The organism is Couchioplanes caeruleus (assembly GCF_023499255.1).
GTDB lineage: Bacteria > Actinomycetota > Actinomycetes > Mycobacteriales > Micromonosporaceae > Actinoplanes > Actinoplanes caeruleus_A.
In genome coordinates this window covers 5,829,128-5,848,350 of sequence record NZ_CP092183.1, presented here as the reverse complement: position 1 = coordinate 5,848,350, position 19,223 = coordinate 5,829,128, and the positions used below count along the sequence as shown (strand labels likewise).

Annotated in this window: 18 protein-coding genes; 7 read left to right on the top strand and 11 right to left on the bottom strand. The window is 71.0% G+C overall.

Annotated elements, in window-relative coordinates:
• The first annotated feature begins 108 nt into the window (after positions 1-108).
• Positions 109-1,869, top strand: a complete 1,761-nt coding sequence (locus tag COUCH_RS27065) for a DUF6461 domain-containing protein (protein ID WP_249608027.1) — start codon at positions 109-111, stop codon at positions 1,867-1,869.
• Between the two features lie 34 nt (positions 1,870-1,903).
• On the opposite strand, the gene COUCH_RS27060 is transcribed toward COUCH_RS27065, so the two are convergent.
• From COUCH_RS27060 to COUCH_RS27040, 5 genes are all read right to left on the bottom strand, one after another.
• The gene (locus tag COUCH_RS27060) at positions 1,904-2,872 is read right to left on the bottom strand and encodes an Acg family FMN-binding oxidoreductase (RefSeq protein WP_249608026.1); all 969 of its coding nucleotides are present in this window, start codon (positions 2,870-2,872) and stop codon (positions 1,904-1,906) included.
• A complete protein-coding gene (locus tag COUCH_RS27055) occupies positions 2,869-4,317 on the bottom strand; it encodes a nitronate monooxygenase (protein ID WP_249608025.1) in 1,449 nt (482 codons plus the stop codon). The genes COUCH_RS27060 and COUCH_RS27055 overlap by 4 nt, the downstream gene beginning before the upstream one ends.
• A gap of 110 nt (positions 4,318-4,427) precedes the next feature.
• Positions 4,428-4,895, bottom strand: a complete 468-nt coding sequence (locus tag COUCH_RS27050; protein WP_249608024.1) for a hypothetical protein — start codon at positions 4,893-4,895, stop codon at positions 4,428-4,430.
• A gap of 97 nt (positions 4,896-4,992) precedes the next feature.
• Complete coding sequence (locus COUCH_RS27045; protein WP_249608023.1) at positions 4,993-6,558, bottom strand: alpha-L-arabinofuranosidase B; 1,566 nt, start codon at positions 6,556-6,558, stop codon at positions 4,993-4,995.
• 40 nt (positions 6,559-6,598) lie between these two features.
• Complete coding sequence (locus COUCH_RS27040; RefSeq protein WP_249608022.1) at positions 6,599-7,633, bottom strand: arabinan endo-1,5-alpha-L-arabinosidase; 1,035 nt, start codon at positions 7,631-7,633, stop codon at positions 6,599-6,601.
• Positions 7,634-8,062: 429 nt separating this feature from the next.
• Between COUCH_RS27040 and COUCH_RS27035 the strand changes: the two genes are divergently transcribed.
• Entirely contained in the window at positions 8,063-9,082 is a 1,020-nt protein-coding gene (locus tag COUCH_RS27035) for a pectinesterase family protein (RefSeq protein ID WP_249608021.1), read from the top strand.
• Positions 9,083-9,111: 29 nt separating this feature from the next.
• Here the strand turns inward: COUCH_RS27035 and COUCH_RS27030 are convergent, their stop codons facing one another.
• On the bottom strand, positions 9,112-9,810 hold the full coding sequence (locus COUCH_RS27030; RefSeq protein ID WP_249608020.1) for a GNAT family N-acetyltransferase: 699 nt from the start codon (positions 9,808-9,810) through the stop codon (positions 9,112-9,114).
• Between the two features lie 219 nt (positions 9,811-10,029).
• Here COUCH_RS27030 and COUCH_RS27025 point away from each other — a divergent pair, with 219 nt between their 5' ends.
• A complete protein-coding gene (locus COUCH_RS27025) occupies positions 10,030-10,956 on the top strand; it encodes an NADP-dependent oxidoreductase (protein WP_249608019.1) in 927 nt (308 codons plus the stop codon).
• Between the two features lie 35 nt (positions 10,957-10,991).
• Here the strand turns inward: COUCH_RS27025 and COUCH_RS27020 are convergent, their stop codons facing one another.
• Positions 10,992-11,942 (bottom strand): GGDEF domain-containing protein, encoded by a 951-nt coding sequence (locus COUCH_RS27020; protein ID WP_249608018.1) that lies wholly within the window; start codon positions 11,940-11,942, stop codon positions 10,992-10,994.
• A 295-nt stretch (positions 11,943-12,237) separates the two neighbouring features.
• Between COUCH_RS27020 and COUCH_RS27015 the strand changes: the two genes are divergently transcribed.
• Entirely contained in the window at positions 12,238-12,444 is a 207-nt protein-coding gene (locus tag COUCH_RS27015; protein WP_249608017.1) for a DUF397 domain-containing protein, read from the top strand.
• Positions 12,445-12,460: 16 nt separating this feature from the next.
• Here COUCH_RS27015 and COUCH_RS27010 read toward each other — a convergent pair whose 3' ends face one another.
• Both COUCH_RS27010 and COUCH_RS27005 read right to left on the bottom strand, forming a co-directional pair.
• Positions 12,461-13,285 (bottom strand): SAM-dependent methyltransferase, encoded by an 825-nt coding sequence (locus COUCH_RS27010; protein ID WP_249608016.1) that lies wholly within the window; start codon positions 13,283-13,285, stop codon positions 12,461-12,463.
• A 16-nt stretch (positions 13,286-13,301) separates the two neighbouring features.
• A complete protein-coding gene (locus tag COUCH_RS27005) occupies positions 13,302-14,099 on the bottom strand; it encodes a helix-turn-helix domain-containing protein (protein WP_275980149.1) in 798 nt (265 codons plus the stop codon).
• A 468-nt stretch (positions 14,100-14,567) separates the two neighbouring features.
• On the opposite strand from COUCH_RS27005, the gene COUCH_RS27000 reads away from it, so the two are divergent.
• On the top strand, positions 14,568-15,275 hold the full coding sequence (locus tag COUCH_RS27000) for a DUF6218 family protein (protein ID WP_249608014.1): 708 nt from the start codon (positions 14,568-14,570) through the stop codon (positions 15,273-15,275).
• Positions 15,276-15,277: 2 nt separating this feature from the next.
• The gene (locus COUCH_RS26995; RefSeq protein WP_249608013.1) at positions 15,278-16,495 is read left to right on the top strand and encodes an exonuclease domain-containing protein; all 1,218 of its coding nucleotides are present in this window, start codon (positions 15,278-15,280) and stop codon (positions 16,493-16,495) included.
• A 220-nt stretch (positions 16,496-16,715) separates the two neighbouring features.
• On the opposite strand, the gene COUCH_RS26990 is transcribed toward COUCH_RS26995, so the two are convergent.
• Positions 16,716-17,837 carry a 5-methyltetrahydropteroyltriglutamate--homocysteine S-methyltransferase gene (locus tag COUCH_RS26990; protein WP_249608012.1) on the bottom strand — a complete coding sequence of 374 codons (1,122 nt, stop codon included), beginning with the start codon at positions 17,835-17,837 and terminating at the stop codon, positions 16,716-16,718.
• A gap of 99 nt (positions 17,838-17,936) precedes the next feature.
• On the bottom strand, positions 17,937-18,386 hold the full coding sequence (locus tag COUCH_RS26985) for a Gfo/Idh/MocA family oxidoreductase (protein WP_249608011.1): 450 nt from the start codon (positions 18,384-18,386) through the stop codon (positions 17,937-17,939).
• On the opposite strand from COUCH_RS26985, the gene COUCH_RS26980 reads away from it, so the two are divergent.
• Positions 18,301-19,194 carry a sugar phosphate isomerase/epimerase family protein gene (locus COUCH_RS26980; protein ID WP_249608010.1) on the top strand — a complete coding sequence of 298 codons (894 nt, stop codon included), beginning with the start codon at positions 18,301-18,303 and terminating at the stop codon, positions 19,192-19,194. The two genes, COUCH_RS26985 and COUCH_RS26980, sit on opposite strands and share 86 nt — an antisense overlap.
• The last annotated feature ends 29 nt before the right edge of the window (positions 19,195-19,223 follow it).

Genomic DNA, 19,223 nt, shown 5'->3' with positions numbered 1-19,223 from the left:
CGCGCGGCAAGCGTCAGAAGACGGTAAGGATTCAGCACCCCGTCATGCCCGCCCGATGTCCGATATGGTGCTTGCCGACCGGGCGCGCTCAGCGGGGAGGGCCGACGAATGACCGGGGTCGCCGATCTGCCGATGGATGAGCTGGCCGCTGTCGTCGCGGCGGCGATGCCGGTGCTCTGCGAGCGGATTCCTGCCGCGCCCGCCTGTCTGCTGGGGCGCCTGGCCGCTCCGCGCGATCCGGGCGCGCCGACGCCGGGCGGGCACTGGCCGCACCCGGCGGTCGAGGGGGAGCCGGCCGGTCTGGGTGAGCTGCGGACGATGGGTGCTCTGCCGGTGGAACGCCTGCTCGGCGCGCTGGAAATCGCCGTTGCGGGACGGGACTGGGGCGGCGTTCCGGAGCTGCTGACCGGGGTGCCGCGACCGCAGCAAGGCGGGTACGCGTGGATCGCCACCGGCGGTGCCGACAGCGAAGCCACCTCGGCAGCCCGCCTGCTGGAACAGATGCACCCCGGACTGGCAGGGCGTACGGCCGCCCTGGTCGACCGCCTCGCCGGGCATCCGGCGGTGACCGGGGCGCTGGCTGTCCCCGCCGGGGTGACCGATGAGGCCGGGATCGCGGCTGCGCACGGTGCCGCCCACCTTGCCCTGGGCGTGGCGGTTGCCGGAGTCCTGGTGCACCAAGCGGATCCGTGGCCGGTGGTGGAGCGGGCTGCCGCGGCCGTGGGTCTGGGAGTCGGCGCGGCCGCGCTGCTGCTGCGGCGCACGCCGATGCCGGCGGCGTACGCGGTTGCGCAGCTGGACAAGATCCGTGCCGGGTACCTGCTGCCGCGGCACATGTCCGGTTCCGTCAGCGTGGCGGGGCACCGGTTCGGCCTCTCCGAGCACGGATTGCCCGCCGATGCGGACTTCACCGGCAACGGGCTGGTCGCGGTGGCCGACGGCGCCGTCGTGGTTCGCACCGGTGCCGGACAGGGTCTGGTGCACGTCGACCTCGACGTGCTGGGCGAGCCGCCGGCCGAGGCCGAGCCGGCGGGGTGGGAGGAGATCGTCGAGGTCAGCTGGCACGCCGCCGAGGGCCTCGCCTCCGTGGTCGGAGCGGACGGGCCGGGTGGTGACGGGCTGCGCCGGCAGACCCCGCCGTGGGCCGGTGACTATCGGGTCCGGGTGTACGCCCGCGGCCGTGACGAGTCCGACGCCGGGTTCGAGCGCTACCGGTTCGAGGTGTGGGCGGCACCGGCCGGTCCGGAGATCGTGCACCAGCGCACCGACCGGCTCGGTCACCGGCTGCGCGGCGAGCCGGAGCCGGTGCGGGCCGAGCGGCCGGAGCGTGCGTACCGATGGGTGCACCACACCGACCTGTCGATGGCGGCCACGGTCACGGTGGTCACCGGCTCGACGCTGCAGCAGGCGCTGCAAGCCTTCGGCGCCGACGTCCACCGCCCCGAGCCGATCGACGAGCTTCGCGAGGAAGCGATCCGGGGACCCGTGCTCCTGCCGTGGGCCGCCGCGTTCGACCTCGGCGACGCGGTGCTCCTGGTCGAGGACAACGGCTTCCGGGGTACGGACGAGGCCGTGCTGCGGGCCGCGTCGGCTCACGGCCGGGCCGCCAGCATGTTCTGGAATGTCAACGCGGTCACCCGGTTGTCCTTCGCCGAACGCGGCCGGCTGCTCGCCTCGTTCGAGCCCTGGGGAGGCGAAGAGGTCTCGCCGGAGGTCGCCGTGGCCCTCGCCGGCCTGGATTTCGCCGTGTTCGGCGACCGCACGGAGAAGGGGCTGGTGGCGGTCGAGCGGTTCACCGGCCGGGCCGTCACCGCCGCCGATCACGACCGCCTCCTGGAGACCGGCGTCGGCTACCGGCTCACCGGGTAGGCACCGGGCGGGTTGCGGGCTCCGCGTCTTGCGGTCACGCGGACAGCACGTCCTCGAGCGGGCGCCGTGGTGTGCGGCCGGCCGGTGTGCCGTACCCGATGCGCAGCACCATCTGCGCCCACAGGGCCGCCCGCGGATCGATGAGCCGGCGCCGCACGGCCGGCACCTCCACCGGCTGGCTGATCGGTGCGGTGGCCAGGCCCTTCCAGGTCGCGGTCAGCAGCACCCGTTGCAGCGCCTGCCCGGCGCGCAACCAGTCGCTGCGCTGGTCGCCCGCGGTGGCGAGCACGAGGATCGTCGGGTGCGGCTCGAACTTCTCGGAGCGTCGCAGGCCCGGCCACAGGCCGGAGAAGTCGCGGGTCGGCACCGCCTCGAGCGCGTCCCACGGCCCGGCGGCCGACGTCGGGATTCCGTCGTGGCGCTTGACCCTGTCGCGGGTCCAGCGGGCGAGCTCGTCCTCGTAACCGGGCTGGGACTGCAGCCAGCCGTCCGCGGAGCGGGCCATGCGCAGGATCGCGTCCCGGCCGGGCGGGGCGGTCGCGGCCAGCACGGCGCCTTCCTTGTACGCCGCGGCGCGCAGCTCCTCGACGACGGCGGCGGGAACGGCGGCCTGGGCGAACGGCCGCCGGTTGGTGTGCCGGTGCGGGATGGCGGATGCGAGCGCCTCCACGGCGGACGTGGCACGGGCCGGGTTCGTCGGTGTCACCCGGGCCACGAGGCCGGGTTCGCCCGGCTCCGGGAACAGGGTCACGTCGGACCAGAAACCGGCCTGTCGCAGCGCCAGGCGCAGGTTGAACACGGCGGCGCCCACGCTGATCAGCTGCTCGCGGCCGGCCGGGTCCAGCACGTGCAGACGGCGGTGCGAATCGGCGTACACGTCGACCGCCGGCTCCCGGAACCGGAACCGCCAGGGCTGGCTGTTGTGCAGGGACGGTGCGGCGGTCGCCAGGCGTACGCAATCCGTCAGGATCGCGTACGTCGGCGGTGCAGGCATGGTGTTCATGATCCTTCCCTCGTCGCGAGCAGATACCGGACGACGTCGGCGGCGGTGTAGTCGGTGCCGTGACGGGTCAGGTGGGGGAGAAAGGCGAGGTCCTGCCCGAGGGTGACCAGGGGCGGTTCGACGTAGCCGTCGGCGCGGCGCTGCCCGAGCCCGACGGTGGCGGTCAGGCCGTTGCACAGGCAGCGGCTGCCGACGGTGTCGGAGACCGTTCCGCCCTTGCGGACGTACTCGTCGACCGGTTCCGCGGGGCAGCGGTAGCCGACCGCGCCGTTGGGGCGACGGTACGGGGTGCGCAGGTAGCCGAGGTCGCACAGCCGGGGACGCTCGGCGTAGACGCGGTCGTCGGCGGCGGTGCCGGTGAGGGCGGCCAGTTTGAACGGGAACCCGGTCGGCGACGCCCGGACGTCGTTGCGTACGGTCAGCGTTCCGGCAGCCGCCTCGCGCATCAGCCGCTCCTTCAGGCCGTCGTCGAGGCCGGACTCGCGGCACAGCGCGAACGCCGTGCCGACCTGGATCCCCGTCGCGCCGGCGGCCCGGGCCGCGGCCAGCCGTTCCGGGCTGCTCTGGGCGCCGGCCAGCCAGAACGGCAGTCCCAGCGCGGCGACCTTCGGCACGTCGATGTGGTCCCGCGGTCCGTACACCGGCTCGCCGTCGTCGCCGAGGGTGAGCCGCCCCCGCGGCCGGGCGCTGTGCCCGCCGGCGACCGGTGTCTCCAGGACGAAGCCGTCCGGGCGCGTGGCCGCGTCCCGGGCGAGGTAGACGGCCAGGGTGGCGGAGGAGACGATGGCCAGCAGCCGGGGCCGGCGCAGCGGCTCGGGCAGCTCACCCAGGACCTCGCGCGGGTCGAAGGTCACGTGGTGGTCCTCGTCCGGCAGAGCGCCGTGCACGGTGACGGACAGCCGGGCGGGCCGGTGGCCGGCCAGGGTGGTCAGCAGGCCGGGGATCTCCGTGGGCAGGCCGGCGCCCATCAGGATGTAGTCGACGCCGGCGAGCATCGCCCCGTACACGGCCGCGGGTGTCGCTGTCTGGATCTTTTCGAGCAGGTTCATCCCGACCGCACCGTCGTGCCCGTCCTTGGCCAGGAAGACCTCGACGAAGGCGCCGACGACGGCCAGCTGCTGCGCCGGGAGCCGGACTCGCAGGCCGAGCTTCGGCACCGGCCGCATCGGCCGGTCGTCGGCGAGCCCACCGGGAACGAAGTACCGGCGCAGCACCGCCTCGGCCACCGCGGGCACCGGGAACCGCGCGAGGGCGCGCCGGACGTGCCCGCCGTCATCCCCGGTCTGCAGACGCCGGGCCAGCAGGGCGTCCAGGGCGACGCCCGAGACGACCCCCAGCTGCCCGCAGCGCGCGACGGCCTGCGCCAGCCGCCACCCGGAGACGCCGACGCCCATCCCGCCCTGGACGATCGCCGGCGGTGCGGTGCTCCCTGTGGCGTCAGTCATGTGTCGTCTCCCGTCGTCGCCCGGTGTGCGCTGCGAGCGTGCGGAACAACCGGCACCTTCGGACAGAGGCATAGGTCCCGTCCGGATCGCCCCGCTCGTGGCCGAGGCCCTCAGATTCCGTGCAGGGCCAGAGCAAGGAACGCGGCGCCCATCACGGTGAACACGGCGCCGAGCGCGAGCACCAGTACGGTGATCTGCCACGCCTGGTAGGCCCCGAGCAGCGCTCCCCGAAGGCTCTGACCCATGAACGCCGTCTCGCGCAGCCGGGCCAGCCGTTCATCGGTCCGGCCCCCGGCCATCCACTCGTCGGCGATCTCGGAGTACGTGCGACCCCCGGTTGCCTTCGCCACGTGCGCACCGATGAGGTCCGCGAACGCCCTGGCCTGCGCGCCGGTGTGTACCGGCGTCCCGGCGTAGCGGTGCAGGCCGGCGGGCAGACCCTCGTCGGCGGGAAAGGTGATCCGCTGCTGCGCCAGTTCGCTGGTGACGCTTCGCCGGCCCACCAGACCCTGCACGATCATGGTGGGCCCGGCGACGAGAAGGACCACGGCGGTCAGGCCGAGAAGAATCGCAATCATGCCACCCAGCGTCCGGCCGCACAGCCCGTCGCGGCAGGGCACCAAGCCCCATGATCGGTACGGCCACAGGTCCCGGGGGAGGGCGGCTCCGCCTCGATCAGGAGGCCCACGGCGAACTGACGATCCAGCTGACGTCGTCCGTCCACGCGGACGAGGTGTCGAACGGATGCGAGCCGTCGTTGCTGGCGATGTAGAGCAGGTTGTTGTAATGCCGGATGTCCCGGCTCGGGTAGTTGTACGACGCGAGCGTGGCGCCCTGCCCGTTGAGCCCGTTCTGCGGGCAGAAGGTGGCGTCCTGCGCGAAGAGCGAGGTGCCGTCGTTCGGCTGGGCGTACAGCTGGTAGTTCGAATGCCGCAGGTAGCTGCCCGGCGTGTTCCTCGACTCGAACGACACGCACGAGCTGCTCGCCAGGCCGGCCCGGACCACCCAGGTCGCGTTCGCCTTGTCGGTCGAGGAGCTCGACGAGGTGATCACCGCGGTGGACACCGCGGTGCCGGAGTGCGTGATGTACCGGGTCGTGCAGCATGCGGTGGTGGCTCGCAGGGAGATCGACGAGCCGGTGGTGAACACCGGTCCGCTGCCGGTGCCGGAGGTCGAGTAGCCGGCTGCGGTGATGTTGGCCTGTACCGCGTTCTCGGTCGCGTCGGACGGATAGCCGGAGGTCATCACGCCTTCGTAGAAGGTGCCCGCGGAGCCGTTGCTGTTGTCGCCGCCGATCCCGAGGATGATCGCGCCTTCCTTCTTCATCGGGTTGTAGCCCGACTTGTTCGGGCGTACCCCGTTGTAGAAGGTGGAGAGCGAGCCGGACTGGGCGTTGCCGCCGCGGATCGACCAGTGGTTCGGTTCACCCTTGATGACGGCGGTCAGGAACCGGTGGCTGATGGACGGGTCGTTGGCGTTGTACCCGGGGTCGGCGCCGGAGAACAGGCCGTTCTCCAGGTCCGCCATGATCCATGGACCGTTGCCGGCGCCGGTTCCCCAGACCCGGATGTTGCCGAAGTAGATGGCCTCCATCGTGCCGTTGCCGTTGTCGCGGCTGTTGCGTTCGGCGTTGCCGTAGTCGAAGCAGCAGCCCCCGTTGTAGTGGGTGCCGTCGAAGATCGCGTACATGCCCTCCGGCTGGTCGCCGGTGGCGACGCCGTTGGTGTTGTTGTTGCGGTAGCCGGTGCCGGGGGCGACGAAGACCCCGTACGCCTTGTGCCCGCCCACCGCGATCGGTGCCGCGGTCGCGACCGCGAGGTTGTCGTAGCCGCCCGCCGCCGGCCCGTTGAACCCGCCGGGTGGTGCCTGGGTGAGGCGGTTGTTGCGGCCGGACTGGTCGTAGATGATCGTGATGACGCAGGTCGTGCCGGCGCAGAAGGAGTCCTGCTGGGCGGCGTCGACGGCACCACCGGTGCTGAGCAGCCCGATGTCGCGGGTGCCGTTGTCGGACGAGCGCCGCACCTGGTAGAGCGCGCCGTTGTAGGAGCCGTAGAGCGCCCGGGTGGTGCTGTGCGCGGCCACGCAGGGCGTGCCGCCGGCGGCGTAGATGTCGCACGGGCCCGTGGTGGCCGCTTGCGACGTGCCGGCGGCAGCGACCAGCAGACCGGTGACGAGCGTGCCCGTGGCGGCGACGGACAGGAGGGATCTCGGCAGGCGCCGGGTTGTCGGCGTTGAACTCATGGTGCAGCCCTCTTTTCGATGCTTTCGGTGATGGACGGCCTCAGTAGACGAACGGCCAGCCGGCGGTGTCGTAGCCGAGCAGGTTGATGCCGAGGAACGATGCGCCACTGTTCGCGTAGTAGTGGTAGACGAGGACGTCGGCGTCGGTGTCGGCGAGGACGGCCTGGTGGCCGGGACCGTGGATGCTTCCGTGCCCGGCCAGGACCTGGGTGCCGCCCCCGGAGGTCATCGCGGTGCCGGCGCGGTCGACGAAGGGCCCGTTCGGGCTGGTGGAGCGGCCGACCATGATCCGGTAGGTGCTGGACGCGCCCCGGCAGCACAGGTCGAAGGAGACCCACAGGTAGTAGTACGAGCCGTGCCGGAACAGGTACGGCGCTTCGATCGCTCCGCCGTTGCGGCCGGCGACGAGGCGCATGGTGGAGCCGGACCGGAGCCCGGTCGAGGGGTTCAGGGCGATCTGCTGGATGCCGGACCAGAACGAGCCGAAGCTGAGCCACCAGGCGCCCGTGGCGTCCACGATGAGGTTCGGGTCGATCGCGTTGTAGTTGTTGGAGGTCACGGACTCGACGACCAGGCCGCGGTCGGTCCAGCTGCCGGAGGCGCCGGTCGGGCTGGTGGCCAGGAAGATCGCCGAGTGGTTGGACCCGAACGTCGAAGCGGAGTAGTACATGTAGTACTGCCCGTTGTGGTAGGAGATGTCCGGTGCCCACAGGCTGGCGCTCCCGCCCGTGTAAGCCCTCGTCCACGGGGCTCCGCCCGGGAAGGCGACGCCCGCGGCGCGGAAGGCGGTGCGGTCGCTGGAGGTGGTGAGCGGGATGTTGTTGCCGGTCTGCGCGACGATGTAGCCGCCCGCGGGGGTCTTGACCATCGACGGATCGTGGGTGCCGGTGGCGCCCGACACCGCGCCCGGGTTCGGGTAGGACGCCGGTGGGGTGGTCGGCGTGGCCGCTGCGGCGGCAGGGGCGAACGCCTGCTCGGCCGCGTGCGCGTTGAGTGCCGTTGCGGACGCCGTGAGGACGGCTCCGGTGACCACTATGGCGAGCATGGCTCGCCGGGGAATCCGATGCGTAGACACGAGGGCCCTCCATCTCCCGTTCGGCGTGACATGTTCGTGGGGCTGTTACCGTTCACAAGTTGCTCCGCCCCGAGCGGTGTCCGCCATGAGTGTGTAACGCCTACGATGGCGCGCTGAAACATTGCTGTCAATCGATGTACATGAATTCGGCGACCGTGGGTGAAGAGAGTTCCCTGTTCATGCGTACGGTGACAGAAGTTCGTGGCCTCGGATCGAGGGGTGGATCCAGCGTTGCAGCATTGATGAGCGTCACTTGACAGCCTGGTCGGCGTGGCTGATGCTCGGGGCTGCGCACCGGTCGACGGGCCTGCTCCTCGAGCAATCTTGTTATCGGTAACAAGCGTGCACGGGGCCCACGGTCGCGGCGATCGAGGTGCGGAACCGGAACACCCGAGCCGGTCGGCAGCAACCCACGGAAGGCAGTCGCCCATGACATCCGTCGCCGGACACCCATCGGCGCGAGCCTGCGCCGCCGTCACTGCCGTCGTGGCCGCGATCGCAGCGGTCACCGTCCCCGCCGGAGGCGCCCGCGCCGCCGCCACGATCACGGTCGCCGCGGACGGCTCGGGCACCTACCGGACCATCCAGGAGGCGGTCACGGCCGCGACCTCGGGGACCGTCATCACCATCAAGGCCGGCACCTACCAGGGCCAGGTGCTCATTCCCCCGGGCAAGCCGGGTATCACGCTGCAGGGCGCCACGGGAACCTCGTCCGATGTCGTCGTCACGGGTGACAAGCCGGCCTCCGCGGCGGGTACGGCCGGCAGCGCCGTCGTGCTGAACCAGGCCGCCGGAACCACCGTCAAAGGACTCACCATCCAGAACACGTACGCCGGCCACGACAGTCAGGCCCTCGCCCTGTACGCGGCCGGCGATCGGCAGGTGTACCGCAACGTTCAGCTCAAGGGCTATCAGGACACCTTCCTCTCCTGGGGCGGCACAGGCTCCTCGCAGGTCCGGCAATACGTCTACAAGAGCTACATCGAGGGTGCCGTCGACTTCATCTACGGCAACGGGGCGCTGGTCGTCGACAGCACGACGATCCGTTCGCTCGACCGCGGCAGCAGCAACAACGGGTACATCACCGCTGCCGCCACGAACGCCGGCAACACGTACGGCATCCTGATCACCCGGTCGACGCTGGTCAGCTCCGCCGCCGCGGAAACCGTGGCGCTGGGCCGCTGCTGGCACGCCGGCGGTGCCGCCGACGCGATCGGCCAGGTCCTCGTCCGCGACTCGACGCTCGGCGGCCACATCCGCCAGGCCGGTGCCTGGCAGGACATGGGCGGCTTCTCCTGGAAGACCTGCCGATTCACCGAGTACGGCAACACCGGGCCGGGCGCCACCCGGGGAACCGGCGACCGGCCGCAGATGAGCGCCGCGACGGCCGACGGTTACACCGCGCAGAAGTACCTCGCCGGCAGCGACGGGTGGAATCCGGTCCAGTAGCAGGCACCCGTCGGGCGTGGGGCCGACGCTCAGGGCACCCGGTAGCCGTGGAAACGGACCTGTCGGCGCACGGTGAAGCCGAGGCGCCGGTACAGCCGGACCGCGCCGTCGTTGTCGTCCGCGACGTGCAGGAACGGGCGGTCGCCGCGGGCGATCACGTGGTGCACGGCGGCCTGCACGACCCGTGCGGCGAGTCCCCGGCCGCGGGCCCCGGGCGCGGTGCACACGGTGCTGATCTCGGTCCAGCCGGGCGGTTGCAGCCGCTCGCCGGCCATGGCCACCAGGGCGCCGTTCTCCCGTACGCCGTGGAAGGCGCCGAGCTCGATGGTCCGCGGCCAGAACGGTCCCGGGCGGGCGAGCCCGGCGAGCGCCAGCATGTCGGGCACGTCGGCCGGACCGAGCCGCTGGACCGCTGTGACCGGAAGGGGCGGGTTCCGGTCGAGGATCATCTGGACGCCCGCCAGCGCGAACACCGGCTCCCAGGCCGGCGGCGGGGTGACCGCGGCGCTGAACAGATCGGCGAGCTCACCGCTGCCGAGCAGGAGCGCCAGGTCGTCCCAGTCCGCCGCGCCCGGCGTGGCCGGCATCGACGCGAACGTCGCCACCCCGGCCTGGTACGTGGCGGCCGCGCCGACGCGCCGGGCGAGGTGCGAATGCCGCGTCTGCAGAGAGTGCCCGACGGGATCGTCCAGGACGTTGGTGCCGGTGTCACACAAGGAGGTGCTCACAGGGGCCGGGTGTCGAGGCGGGGATCGGTGGCACGGTACCACCGCAGGCCAGGGGTGAAGATCAACACGCAATACCCACGGTCACGTGCGCAACGACGCCGTGGCGGCGGCGGCCGGAGGGCCGGCCGGTCCGGCGGCCGCGGCAGTGAACCCGGCGATCCGGGCCAGAGCCTGCGCCTCGGCCGGCCGGGACGGTCCGGCCCGGTCTAGAGTGGACGCGTGCTGGGAGTCGTCGCGGCCGCGCTGGGCGGGCCTGAGGTGTTGCAGGTGACGGAACTGCCCGAGCCCGAGGCCGGGCCGGGGCAGGTGGTCGTCCGGACCCGCGCGGTCTGTGTGCATCCCGCCGACATCGCCGCCACCACCGGAGAGATCCCTCGCGGGCCGGTGGCGCCGCCGTTCTCGCCCGGGTGGGACATCGCCGGCGAGGTGGTGTCGGTGGGCTCCGGCACGGCGGATCTCCGGGTGGGTGACCGTGTCGTCGGGATGATCCCGTGGTACCTGACCCGGGGTACCCCCGGCGGCTATGCCGAGTTCGTGGCCGTCGACGCCGACTGGATGGTGCCGTTGCCGGACGGGCTCGACTTCGTCTCCGCGGCCACGGTGCCGCTCAACGCCCAGACCGCACAGCAGGGACTGTCGCTGGTGTCGCTGGCGATGCTTCCGGCCGGCAGCAGCATTCTGGTCACCGGCGCCAGCGGCGGTGTCGGGGGCTTCGCCGCCCAGCTCGCCGCCCAGGACGGTTACCGGGTCCTGGCGCAGGCCGGCCACGGGGACGAGGAATGGGTGCACGGCCTCGGCGCCCACGAGGTGATTCCGCGCTCCGCCGATCTGGCCACGGTGGGACCGGTGGCCGCGGTGTTCGACGCGGTCCCCGTCGGCGAGGCGGCGGCCGCTGCCGTCGAGGACAGGGGAGTCGTGGTCACCACCCGGCCCACGCCCGCCATCGTTCCGGACCGTGGCGTGCGCCAGGAGCTGCAACTCATCCGGCTCGACCGCGAGCTGCTCGCCCGCTTGGTGGAGCAGGTGGCGGCGGGACGGCTGCTCACCCGCGTGGCGGCCACGATGCCGTTGACCGAAGCGGCCGACGCCCACCGGCGGGTACTGGCGGGCGGCCTGCGCGGAAAGCTCGTGCTGACGGCCGGCTGAGCCGTCGGTGCTTGCCGGTCAGGCCGGCGGCCCTGCTAGCCGGGAGACGTCCGGTCCAGGTACGGATCGGCTTCGGCCCGGATCGTGAGGCAGCTCGTGGGTATCGTGTCGACCATCGTGCCGGCGCCGTTCGGGCATCGGTAGCGGACCAGGGCCGCCCATTCGCAGGCGCCCTCGACCACTCCCGCACGACGGGCGCCGTTGCGGTGCACCCACACCGGGTCGCCGGGCCGGCACGCCACCGCGGGCGCCGAGGCGGTGGGGTCCGGCGCGGGCGCGGGGGCGGCGGCCGGCTCGTACGTCTCCACGTGGTCGCCGTTCTCGGTGGCCACGACCCAGGTGATGCCCGCCCGGTCGGTGGTGCTCGCGTGCCGCTTGGCGCTGAACATCGCCTGGTCCGCGCGTCGCAGCAGGTCGACGAGGTCGGCGGAGCGTCCGGCCGGTACGACGCCGATCGAGGCGGTGACGGACAGGGTGTGGCCCTTCACGTCCATCGGGGGCGCGATCGCAGCGCTCAGCGAGCCGGCCACGTCGTGCCACCACTCCTCCGGGGCGTCTGCGTGCGGGGCGAGCGGCAGTGCGGCGAACTCGTCACCGCCCAGACGGGCCACGAGATGGTCGCCGAGGCAGGCGGCCATGCGGCTGGCGACCACGCAGAGGACCTCGTCGCCGGCGTCGTGCCCGTACGTGTCATTGATCGGCTTGAAGCCGTTGAGGTCGAGGATCAGGACGGCCGACGAGCAGTCGTCGCTGCGCAGCAGCCCGGGGGCGAGTGCGTGGAAGAGGCGGCGGTTGGCGAGTCCGGTGAGCTCGTCGTGGCCGGCCATCCAGCGCAGCGATGCGCGCTCCTGCTCCAGCTGTTGCACGTGCGCCGCGAGCTGATCGATGCGAGCCTGGAGACGGGCGGCTTCGGCCCCGGCCCGCAGCTCGGCGTCATCCGGCAGGACCCCGCCCATGTCGGCGGCGGCAGGATCGAGGATCCGCATCGGCCGTCCTCTCACCCTGCGGCGGACCAGCGGGAGCCATCGAGCTCCACAGAGGAATCATGGCAGGCGGCCGGGACGCGTGCAAGATTTCACGAGGACAACTGTCACGGTGACAGGATGCATCCATGGTGGCTTTCGGCTACTCTAGGTATGCGCCGCTTTCGTGGTGAAAGAGTCCAGCGTCGATGTGATGTGCTTACTGTGCACTCAAAGCGGGCGTTGGGTGACACAGTGACCACCGGATCGGTGGCACGTCGGTTACCCAGAGCAAGCGGCTCAAGGGGGAGGGGCACTGATGAGAAGCGACACCGGCTGGATCATTTCCAGTAGGTCGACGGGCAACGGCGGCAGCTGCGTCGAGGCGCGCCGCCAGGACGGCCTCATCGAGGTCCGCAACAGCAAGGCCCGCGAAGCCGGCACCGTGGTGTTCACGATCGAGGAGTGGGACTCGTTCCTGTTCGGCGCCAAGCGCGGCGAGTTCGACGGGCTCCTGGCCGACTGACCACGGCGGACGTCGCTCAGGACAGGCGGCCGACCCCGACGTAGAAGCCCGAGTGTTCCGGCTTGTCCCTGAACTCGTCGACCATGTCCGGCTCCGGCCGCCAGGTGTTGAGCCAGACGAGGCCGGGTTCGACCATCTCGAACCCGTCGAAGAACCGGGCCACGTCGCTCCTGCTGCGGGGAACGAGCGCCGTCGAGGTCTGCCGGCGGTAATCCTTCTGCGTCTTCTCCCACGCCCGCTCGTCCACGACCAGCTCGTCGATCGTCGCGTGCGCGACCACGAGGTGGCTGCCGGACGCGAGCGCGGAGCGGAACGTGGCCAGGATGTCACAGACCTCGTCGGAGTCCTCGACGAAGTGCAGCACCGCGACCATCAGCACCGCTATCGGCTTGTCGAAGTCCAGCAGGTTGCGTACCCGCGGATGGTCGAGGACGGCTCGCGGCTCACGGACGTTCGCGCGGATGGCCGTGGCGAACTGGTTGCCCTCGAGCAGTTCCAGGCTCTCCGACACCGCATCGGGATCGATGTCCACATAGACCACCCGAGCGTCCGGGACCGCCGCCTGCGCGATCTCGTGGACGTTGCCCTCGGTGGGGATGCCCGAGCCGACGTCGAGGAACTGGTGCACGCCGACCGACGTCAGGTAACGGATGGCGCGGGCAAGGAACGCCCGATTGTCCCGGGCGATGGTGCGCAGCCTCGGAGTCCGCTCCAGCAGGGCCTTCCCCACCTCGCGGTCCGCCGGGAAGTTGTGGATCCCGCCCAGGTAGTAGTCGTACAACCGGGCGGCCGTGACGGGCTTCCGGTGTGCGTCGTGTACGTCGCGGCCAGCGCCTGTCACGTCGTTCCCCACTTCGTCACCGGAACTCTCCGACGGGTACGGAATCCTTGCTGATGAGGTCGAAGATCCGCCGGTATTCATCAACCTCGGCCTGCTCCTCCAGGTAGAGGGCACCGACGTGGGATTCCAGATAGACCACGTCGGGATCGTCCGGGTCGTCGAACTCCAGGATCCGGAAGGCGCCGGCCATCGCCGCGTGCGCCCCGACCGAGAACGGCAGCACCCGGATGTCGACCGTGTCCTCCCGGCACAGCCGCCGGAGATGCTCCACCTGTCCCTCCATCACCTGTTCCCCGCCGATCGGCCGGGACAATGCCCCCTCGCCGAGCACCGTGACGAGACGGATCGGTGGGTTACGGGCGAACAGCGTCTTCTGCCGCTGCATCCGGAGCTTGATGTGGCGCTCGGCGGCCTCCGGGTCGACCGGCTGCTCGGCACCGAAGATGGCTCGCGCGTACTCCGGGGTCTGCAGCTCACCGGGAACCACCTCGCCGTCGTACCCGAACAGGCGGGACGCGGACGCCTCCAGACCGACGTACAGCTTGAACCATTCGGGGATGACCGGGCTGGCGTCCCACCACTCCTGCTGCGACGTGCCCAGCGCCAGGTCGGCGAGCGCGTCGGTGATGCTCTGGTCCGCGCCGTAGAGCCAGCACAGCGCGCGTACGTTGGCCCCGGTGACCGGCACCTTGCCCGTCTCGATGCGGTGCAACGTCGGCTCCGAGATGCCCAGCCGCGCCTCCACCACATCACGCCGGCTCATCGCGGACGCCGTGCGCAGCCGCGTCAACCGCCGCCCCAACGCCCGCCGCACGACACGTTGGCCTGTGACCGGCACGCCCTACCTCCGCCTCGCGAACCCGTGTGGACGGTGACGGCGATCACCGTACCGCAACGGCGCGTCGCCACCAGGCCACCCGTGGTTGCTACCCGAACGGACGAGGGTGACAAGACCGTGTTCGCGGTGATGCGTACCGGCTTTACCAGGGCGCTTTCCCGCCGTGAAGGCGAGTGATGATCTTGCCGGTGGTCGAAGGCACTCGGTCCGGTTCGGGCCGGCAAGCAGGGCGGCAGTTGTAGTCTCGACGGCGGCGATAGCCGTGCCGAGGCGCACCTCCGTCAGACCAGATGCGCCATACGGCCGAGTTCACTCGTCGGAGGTCGGCGTTTCGTCTTGTCGGCTCCGTGCTGTTGCCGCAGTTTTCGCACCACTAGCGGAGTCCGGTGATGTCCTGCCGTTGCTACGGTCATGCCCTCTTGCCCAGAACACCCGGGGATGTGCATGACCAGCGCTGAAGAATCCATTGTCGACGAAAGTGGAATTGTCGCTGATTATCTGCCCGGAGTGCGCGGCCATGGTGTTCTGGCCGCAGGGTTCGGCGTGGATGACAAGGACAGCCTGGCGGTCTGGAAGCTGGGCCCCACTGGAGGGCTCAGCGGCGCGTGGGTCTTTTCCCAGGAGGATCTGGCGCGGGACACGACACGGTTCCATGCAGTCATGCACATGCTCGCCGGACGCTGCCTCGTCGGGTGGACCCGGCAAGCCCCGGTGGACGTGCTGAGCAAGGTTGCTCACCTCCTCCCGACGAAGCTTGTTGACGAGTTCGCTGCTGGTGTGGCGTCCATCGCGGACCTGCTTGACGAGGTGTGTGAGCACCGCGAGCGCTACGGCGCTGCCCTTGAGGCTTACCGGGCTACCGCCAAGTCGAAGTTGGCCCCGCTGGCTTGGGCGCAGGACGTGCCTGCGGATCGAGAAGCTGCCGAGCGCCTGATCTCTTTCCAGCCCTCCTGCGCCGCGTCCCCGGTCGTCGCAAGCGCCCTGAGCATCGTCGGGTCGTTCCGTCGTGCGGTGGAGCTGTGGCAGGACACGGAGCAGGTCCGCTACCGCCGCTCGTATTTGCGCTCACTGGGGGAGCCGCAGCCTCTTCCACCTCGGTGGCTGGCCCATCTGCGCGCGACCGCCCCGGGTCTTGCCAGGATCGGGGAGTAGCGGTGTACGCCGTAGTCGACGTGGAGACCACCGGCCTGCGTACCAGCTGGCACGACCGTGTCGTCGAGGTGGCGGTCGTCCACCTCGACCAGGACGGTCACGTGATGGACGAGTGGTGCAGCCTCGTCAACCCCCACCGCGACCTGGGACCTCAGCAGGTCCACGGCATCACGGCGCGGGAAGCCCGGCGTGCACCGGCCTTCAGTGACCTGGCCGGTGAGCTGACCAGCCGGTTGGCCGGCCGCGTGCTGGTGGCCCACAACCTCACCTTCGATGCCATGTTTCTCGCCGCGGAATACCAGCGAATCGGCGTCGTGGCACCGGTACGCGCGGACGCCGGCCTCTGCACCATGCAGTTGGCTGCGCACTTCCTGCCCACCGCCTCCCGCAGCCTGCATGACTGCCGACGCGCAGCAGGCATGCCGACTCACAGGGCTCACTCCGCGCTGCATGACGCGCGCGCAGCAGCGGACCTCCTCGCCTACTACCTCCTCGCCGCGGGATCACCGCCGTCATGGGCCGCCACGGTTGCGCGAGCCGCAACGACTCCATGGCCTGAGCTGCCGCCCTCGGGAGCGGTTCCCGTGCAGAGGACGTCAGCGGAACATCGGCAGGAGCACTTCCTTGCCCGGTTGATCGATCGGCTTCCCCGGCAGCGTGAGCCACGAGCCGACGCCTACATGGACCTCCTCGACCGGGCACTCCTCGACCGGCACATCTCTGCGACGGAGGCCGACGCCCTTGTGGAAACTGCGGAGACTCTGGGGCTGGCCCGCGCAGACGTTGCTCACCTGCACGAGCAGTATCTCGCTCAGCTCGCGTGGGTCGCCCTCTCCGACAACGTGCTGACCGAATCAGAGCGACAGGACCTCAACGACGTGGCGCTCCTTCTCGGCCTTCCCGCGAGATCCGCTGCGCAGGCGCTGGAAGTGGCCGAGGCCTGGTCCGCTCAGCGTGGTGGTGCGCCGGAACGTCAGCGGTGGCAATTGCAGCCCGGGGACCTTGTCGTCTTCACGGGCACCATGAGCCCGCCGCGCGAGGAGTGGCAAGCGGAGGCGGCCGCTGCCGGCCTCGACGTCGGGAACAACGTCACCAAGAAGACGAAGCTGCTCGTCGCCGCCGATCCGGACTCCATGTCGGGGAAGGCCGAGAAGGCCCGTCGGTACGGCATCCCCATCGTGCACCCGACCGCTTTTCAGCAGATGTTGAACATCGTCTGACGAAGAAGCCGGAGCGCATCGCCCTGTCGGTTCGCGGCTACCTTGCAGGCTCTGCTATCAGCCTGCGTTCGCCGCAGCGGCGCGGACAGCTGTGGCCTGCTCCGTCTCAGCGGCCGCGGTGATCACCGCGGCCGTCGGAAGGACAGCGAGGCCCGGCCACGTCCGCGAGCGGCCGCGACACGTGGTCGGCGAAAAGGCAGATCTTTGACCTGGGGTGCGGCTAGCCCCAGACCTCCTCGGCGGTCTCCGCGATGAGCCGCAGCTTCGCGACCTCCTCGTCGTACGACAGCACGTTGCCCTCCACGGTGGAGGAGAAGCCGCACTGCGGTGACAGGCACAGCTGCTCGAGCGGCACATGGCGGGCGGCCTCGTCGATGCGGCGCTTCAGCGTATCCTTCGACTCGAGCTCGCCGCGCTTGGTGGTGACCAGGCCGAGCACCACCATCTTGCCCGGCGGTACGAACCGCAGCGGGGCGAAGCTGCCTGAGCGCTCGTCGTCGTACTCCAGGAAGAAGCCGTCCACGGCCAGTTCGCTGAACAGCGCCTCGGCGACGAAGTCGTAGCCGCCCTCGGCCGCCCAGGACGAGCGGAAGTTGCCGCGGCACATGTGGGTGGTGACCGCCAGCCCGGCCGGCCGGTCCTGGATCGCGGCGTTGATCTGCCGGATGTAGCGCAGGTGCTGGTGCTCGGCGTCATCGCCCCGGGAGGTGAGCAGGGCGCGCTGGACGGGATCGTTGAGGTAGGCCAGGCTGGTGTCGTCGAGCTGCAGGTATCGGCAGCCCAGGTCGTGCACCCGGCGGACCTCTTCGGCGTACGCGGCGCTGAGGTCGGTCCAGAACTGGTCCTCGTCCGGGTACACCGCCGGATCGATGGCCGCCCGCCCGCCGCGGTAGTGCACCATGCTCGGCGACGGAATGGTCAGCTTCGCCGTCACGCCGGGGCCGACGGTCCGTGCCAGGAACGCGAACGCCGGCCCGAAGATGGTGTCGGTGAGCCGGACCGGCGCGTCCACGGCCAGCGCGGCGGATTCGAAGTCCAGCTCGCCGTCCGCGTTGCGGAAGTGCACCTGGATCTTCTCCTCGGTGCGGCTGATGCCACTCAGCTGGTAGATGAAGTCCATGTGCCAGGACGTACGCCGGAACTCGCCGTCGGTGGCCGAGCGCAGCCCGGCGTCGCGCTGCATCGCGACCACCTCGCGGATCGCGTCGTCCTCGACGGCGCGCAGGTCGTCGTCGCCGATCTTCCCGGCCGCGTGCTCCTCGCGGGCCCGCAGCAGGCGCGCGGGCCGGAGCAAACTGCCGACGTGATCCGCCCGGAAAGGCGGGGTGTCGCGGAGCGTCATCGTCGATACCCCCTCAATGCGACAGCTTAGGTGCGCGCGCCGTGCGCCTGGAAGAGCCGAGCGCGAGGGTGGGCCCGAGCTCATCGCCCGGCTACCCGCTCACCGGACGCGGACCTCCTCGATGCGTACGGGGCGGTGCTCCGCGGCCGAGCGGACACAGGCCTCGGCGATCCGGCCCGCTTCGAGGCCGTCGGCGACCGTGCACGGCGACGGCTGTTTCCCGGCGGCGACGTCGAGGAACGACTCGAACTGGGCGCGGAAGGCGTCGGCGAAGCGGTCCATGAAGAAGTGGTGCGGGTGGGGGTCGAAGGCGACCGCGCCCGTACCGGCGGACCGCATCGGCCACTTCGGGTCGATGCCGGCGGCGATGCTGTCCGCCGAGCCGTGCACCTCCAGGCGTACGTCGTAGCCGCGGCCGTTGTAGCGGGTGGTGGACACCACACCGAGGGTGCCGCCGGCGAAGGTGACGACAGCGGTCGCGGTGTCCGCGTCGCCGAGCTCGGCGAAGAAGGCGGCGTCGCGGAACCTCCTTGCGACCTGCTGGACCACCGCCGGCGACGCGAACCCCTACCCCGGCGATCAGCGCAGCCCGGTCGGGATCCGCGAGCGCGTCGAAGCCGCCTCCGGCGCCGGGTTCCGCGGCCTGGGCCTGCTGCACGCGGACCTGATGCCGGCGCTCGACGAGTACGGAGTACGCGGCCTGCGCACCCTGCTGGACGACCACGGCATCGTCGACCTCGAGTTGGAACTGCTCACCGGCTGGTGGGCGACGGGCCCCGACCGCGTACGCAACGACCTGCTCACCGCGGCCGAGCAGCTCGGTGCCCGGCACATCAAGGCGGCCCCCGATGTCGCCGGCGGCTCGTGGAACCGCGATCAATGGATCACGGCGTTCGCCGCGCTGGCGGCCGACGCGGCGAACGCCGGAACCCGGGTCGGACTCGAATTGCTGCCCTGGTCGAACATCAGGACCGTGCACGAGGGACTCTCCCTGGTCCGGGACGCCGGCGCGCCGGCCGCCGGGCTGATCATCGACGTCTGGCACACCGAACGCGCACACACGCCACCGGCCGATCTCGCCGCGGTGCCCCTGCGTTACATCGTGGGTGTCGAACTCGACGACGCCGACGCGGAACCGGTCGGCACGCTCTTCGACGACACCGTCAACCGCAGGCGGTTGTGCGGTCGGGGCGCCTTCGACCTCGCGGGCGTCATCGCAGCGCTGCGCGCCACCGGGTGGGACGGTCCGTGGGGCGCCGAAATTCTCTCCGAGGAACACCGGAAGACGCCGGTACGTGAAGCCGTCGCGGCCGCTTTCCGTACGGTGGAAGCAGTGCTCAAGCAGAGGTGCCAGTAAGGCGTCTGAGCCCACCGGAAGTCGCGTGC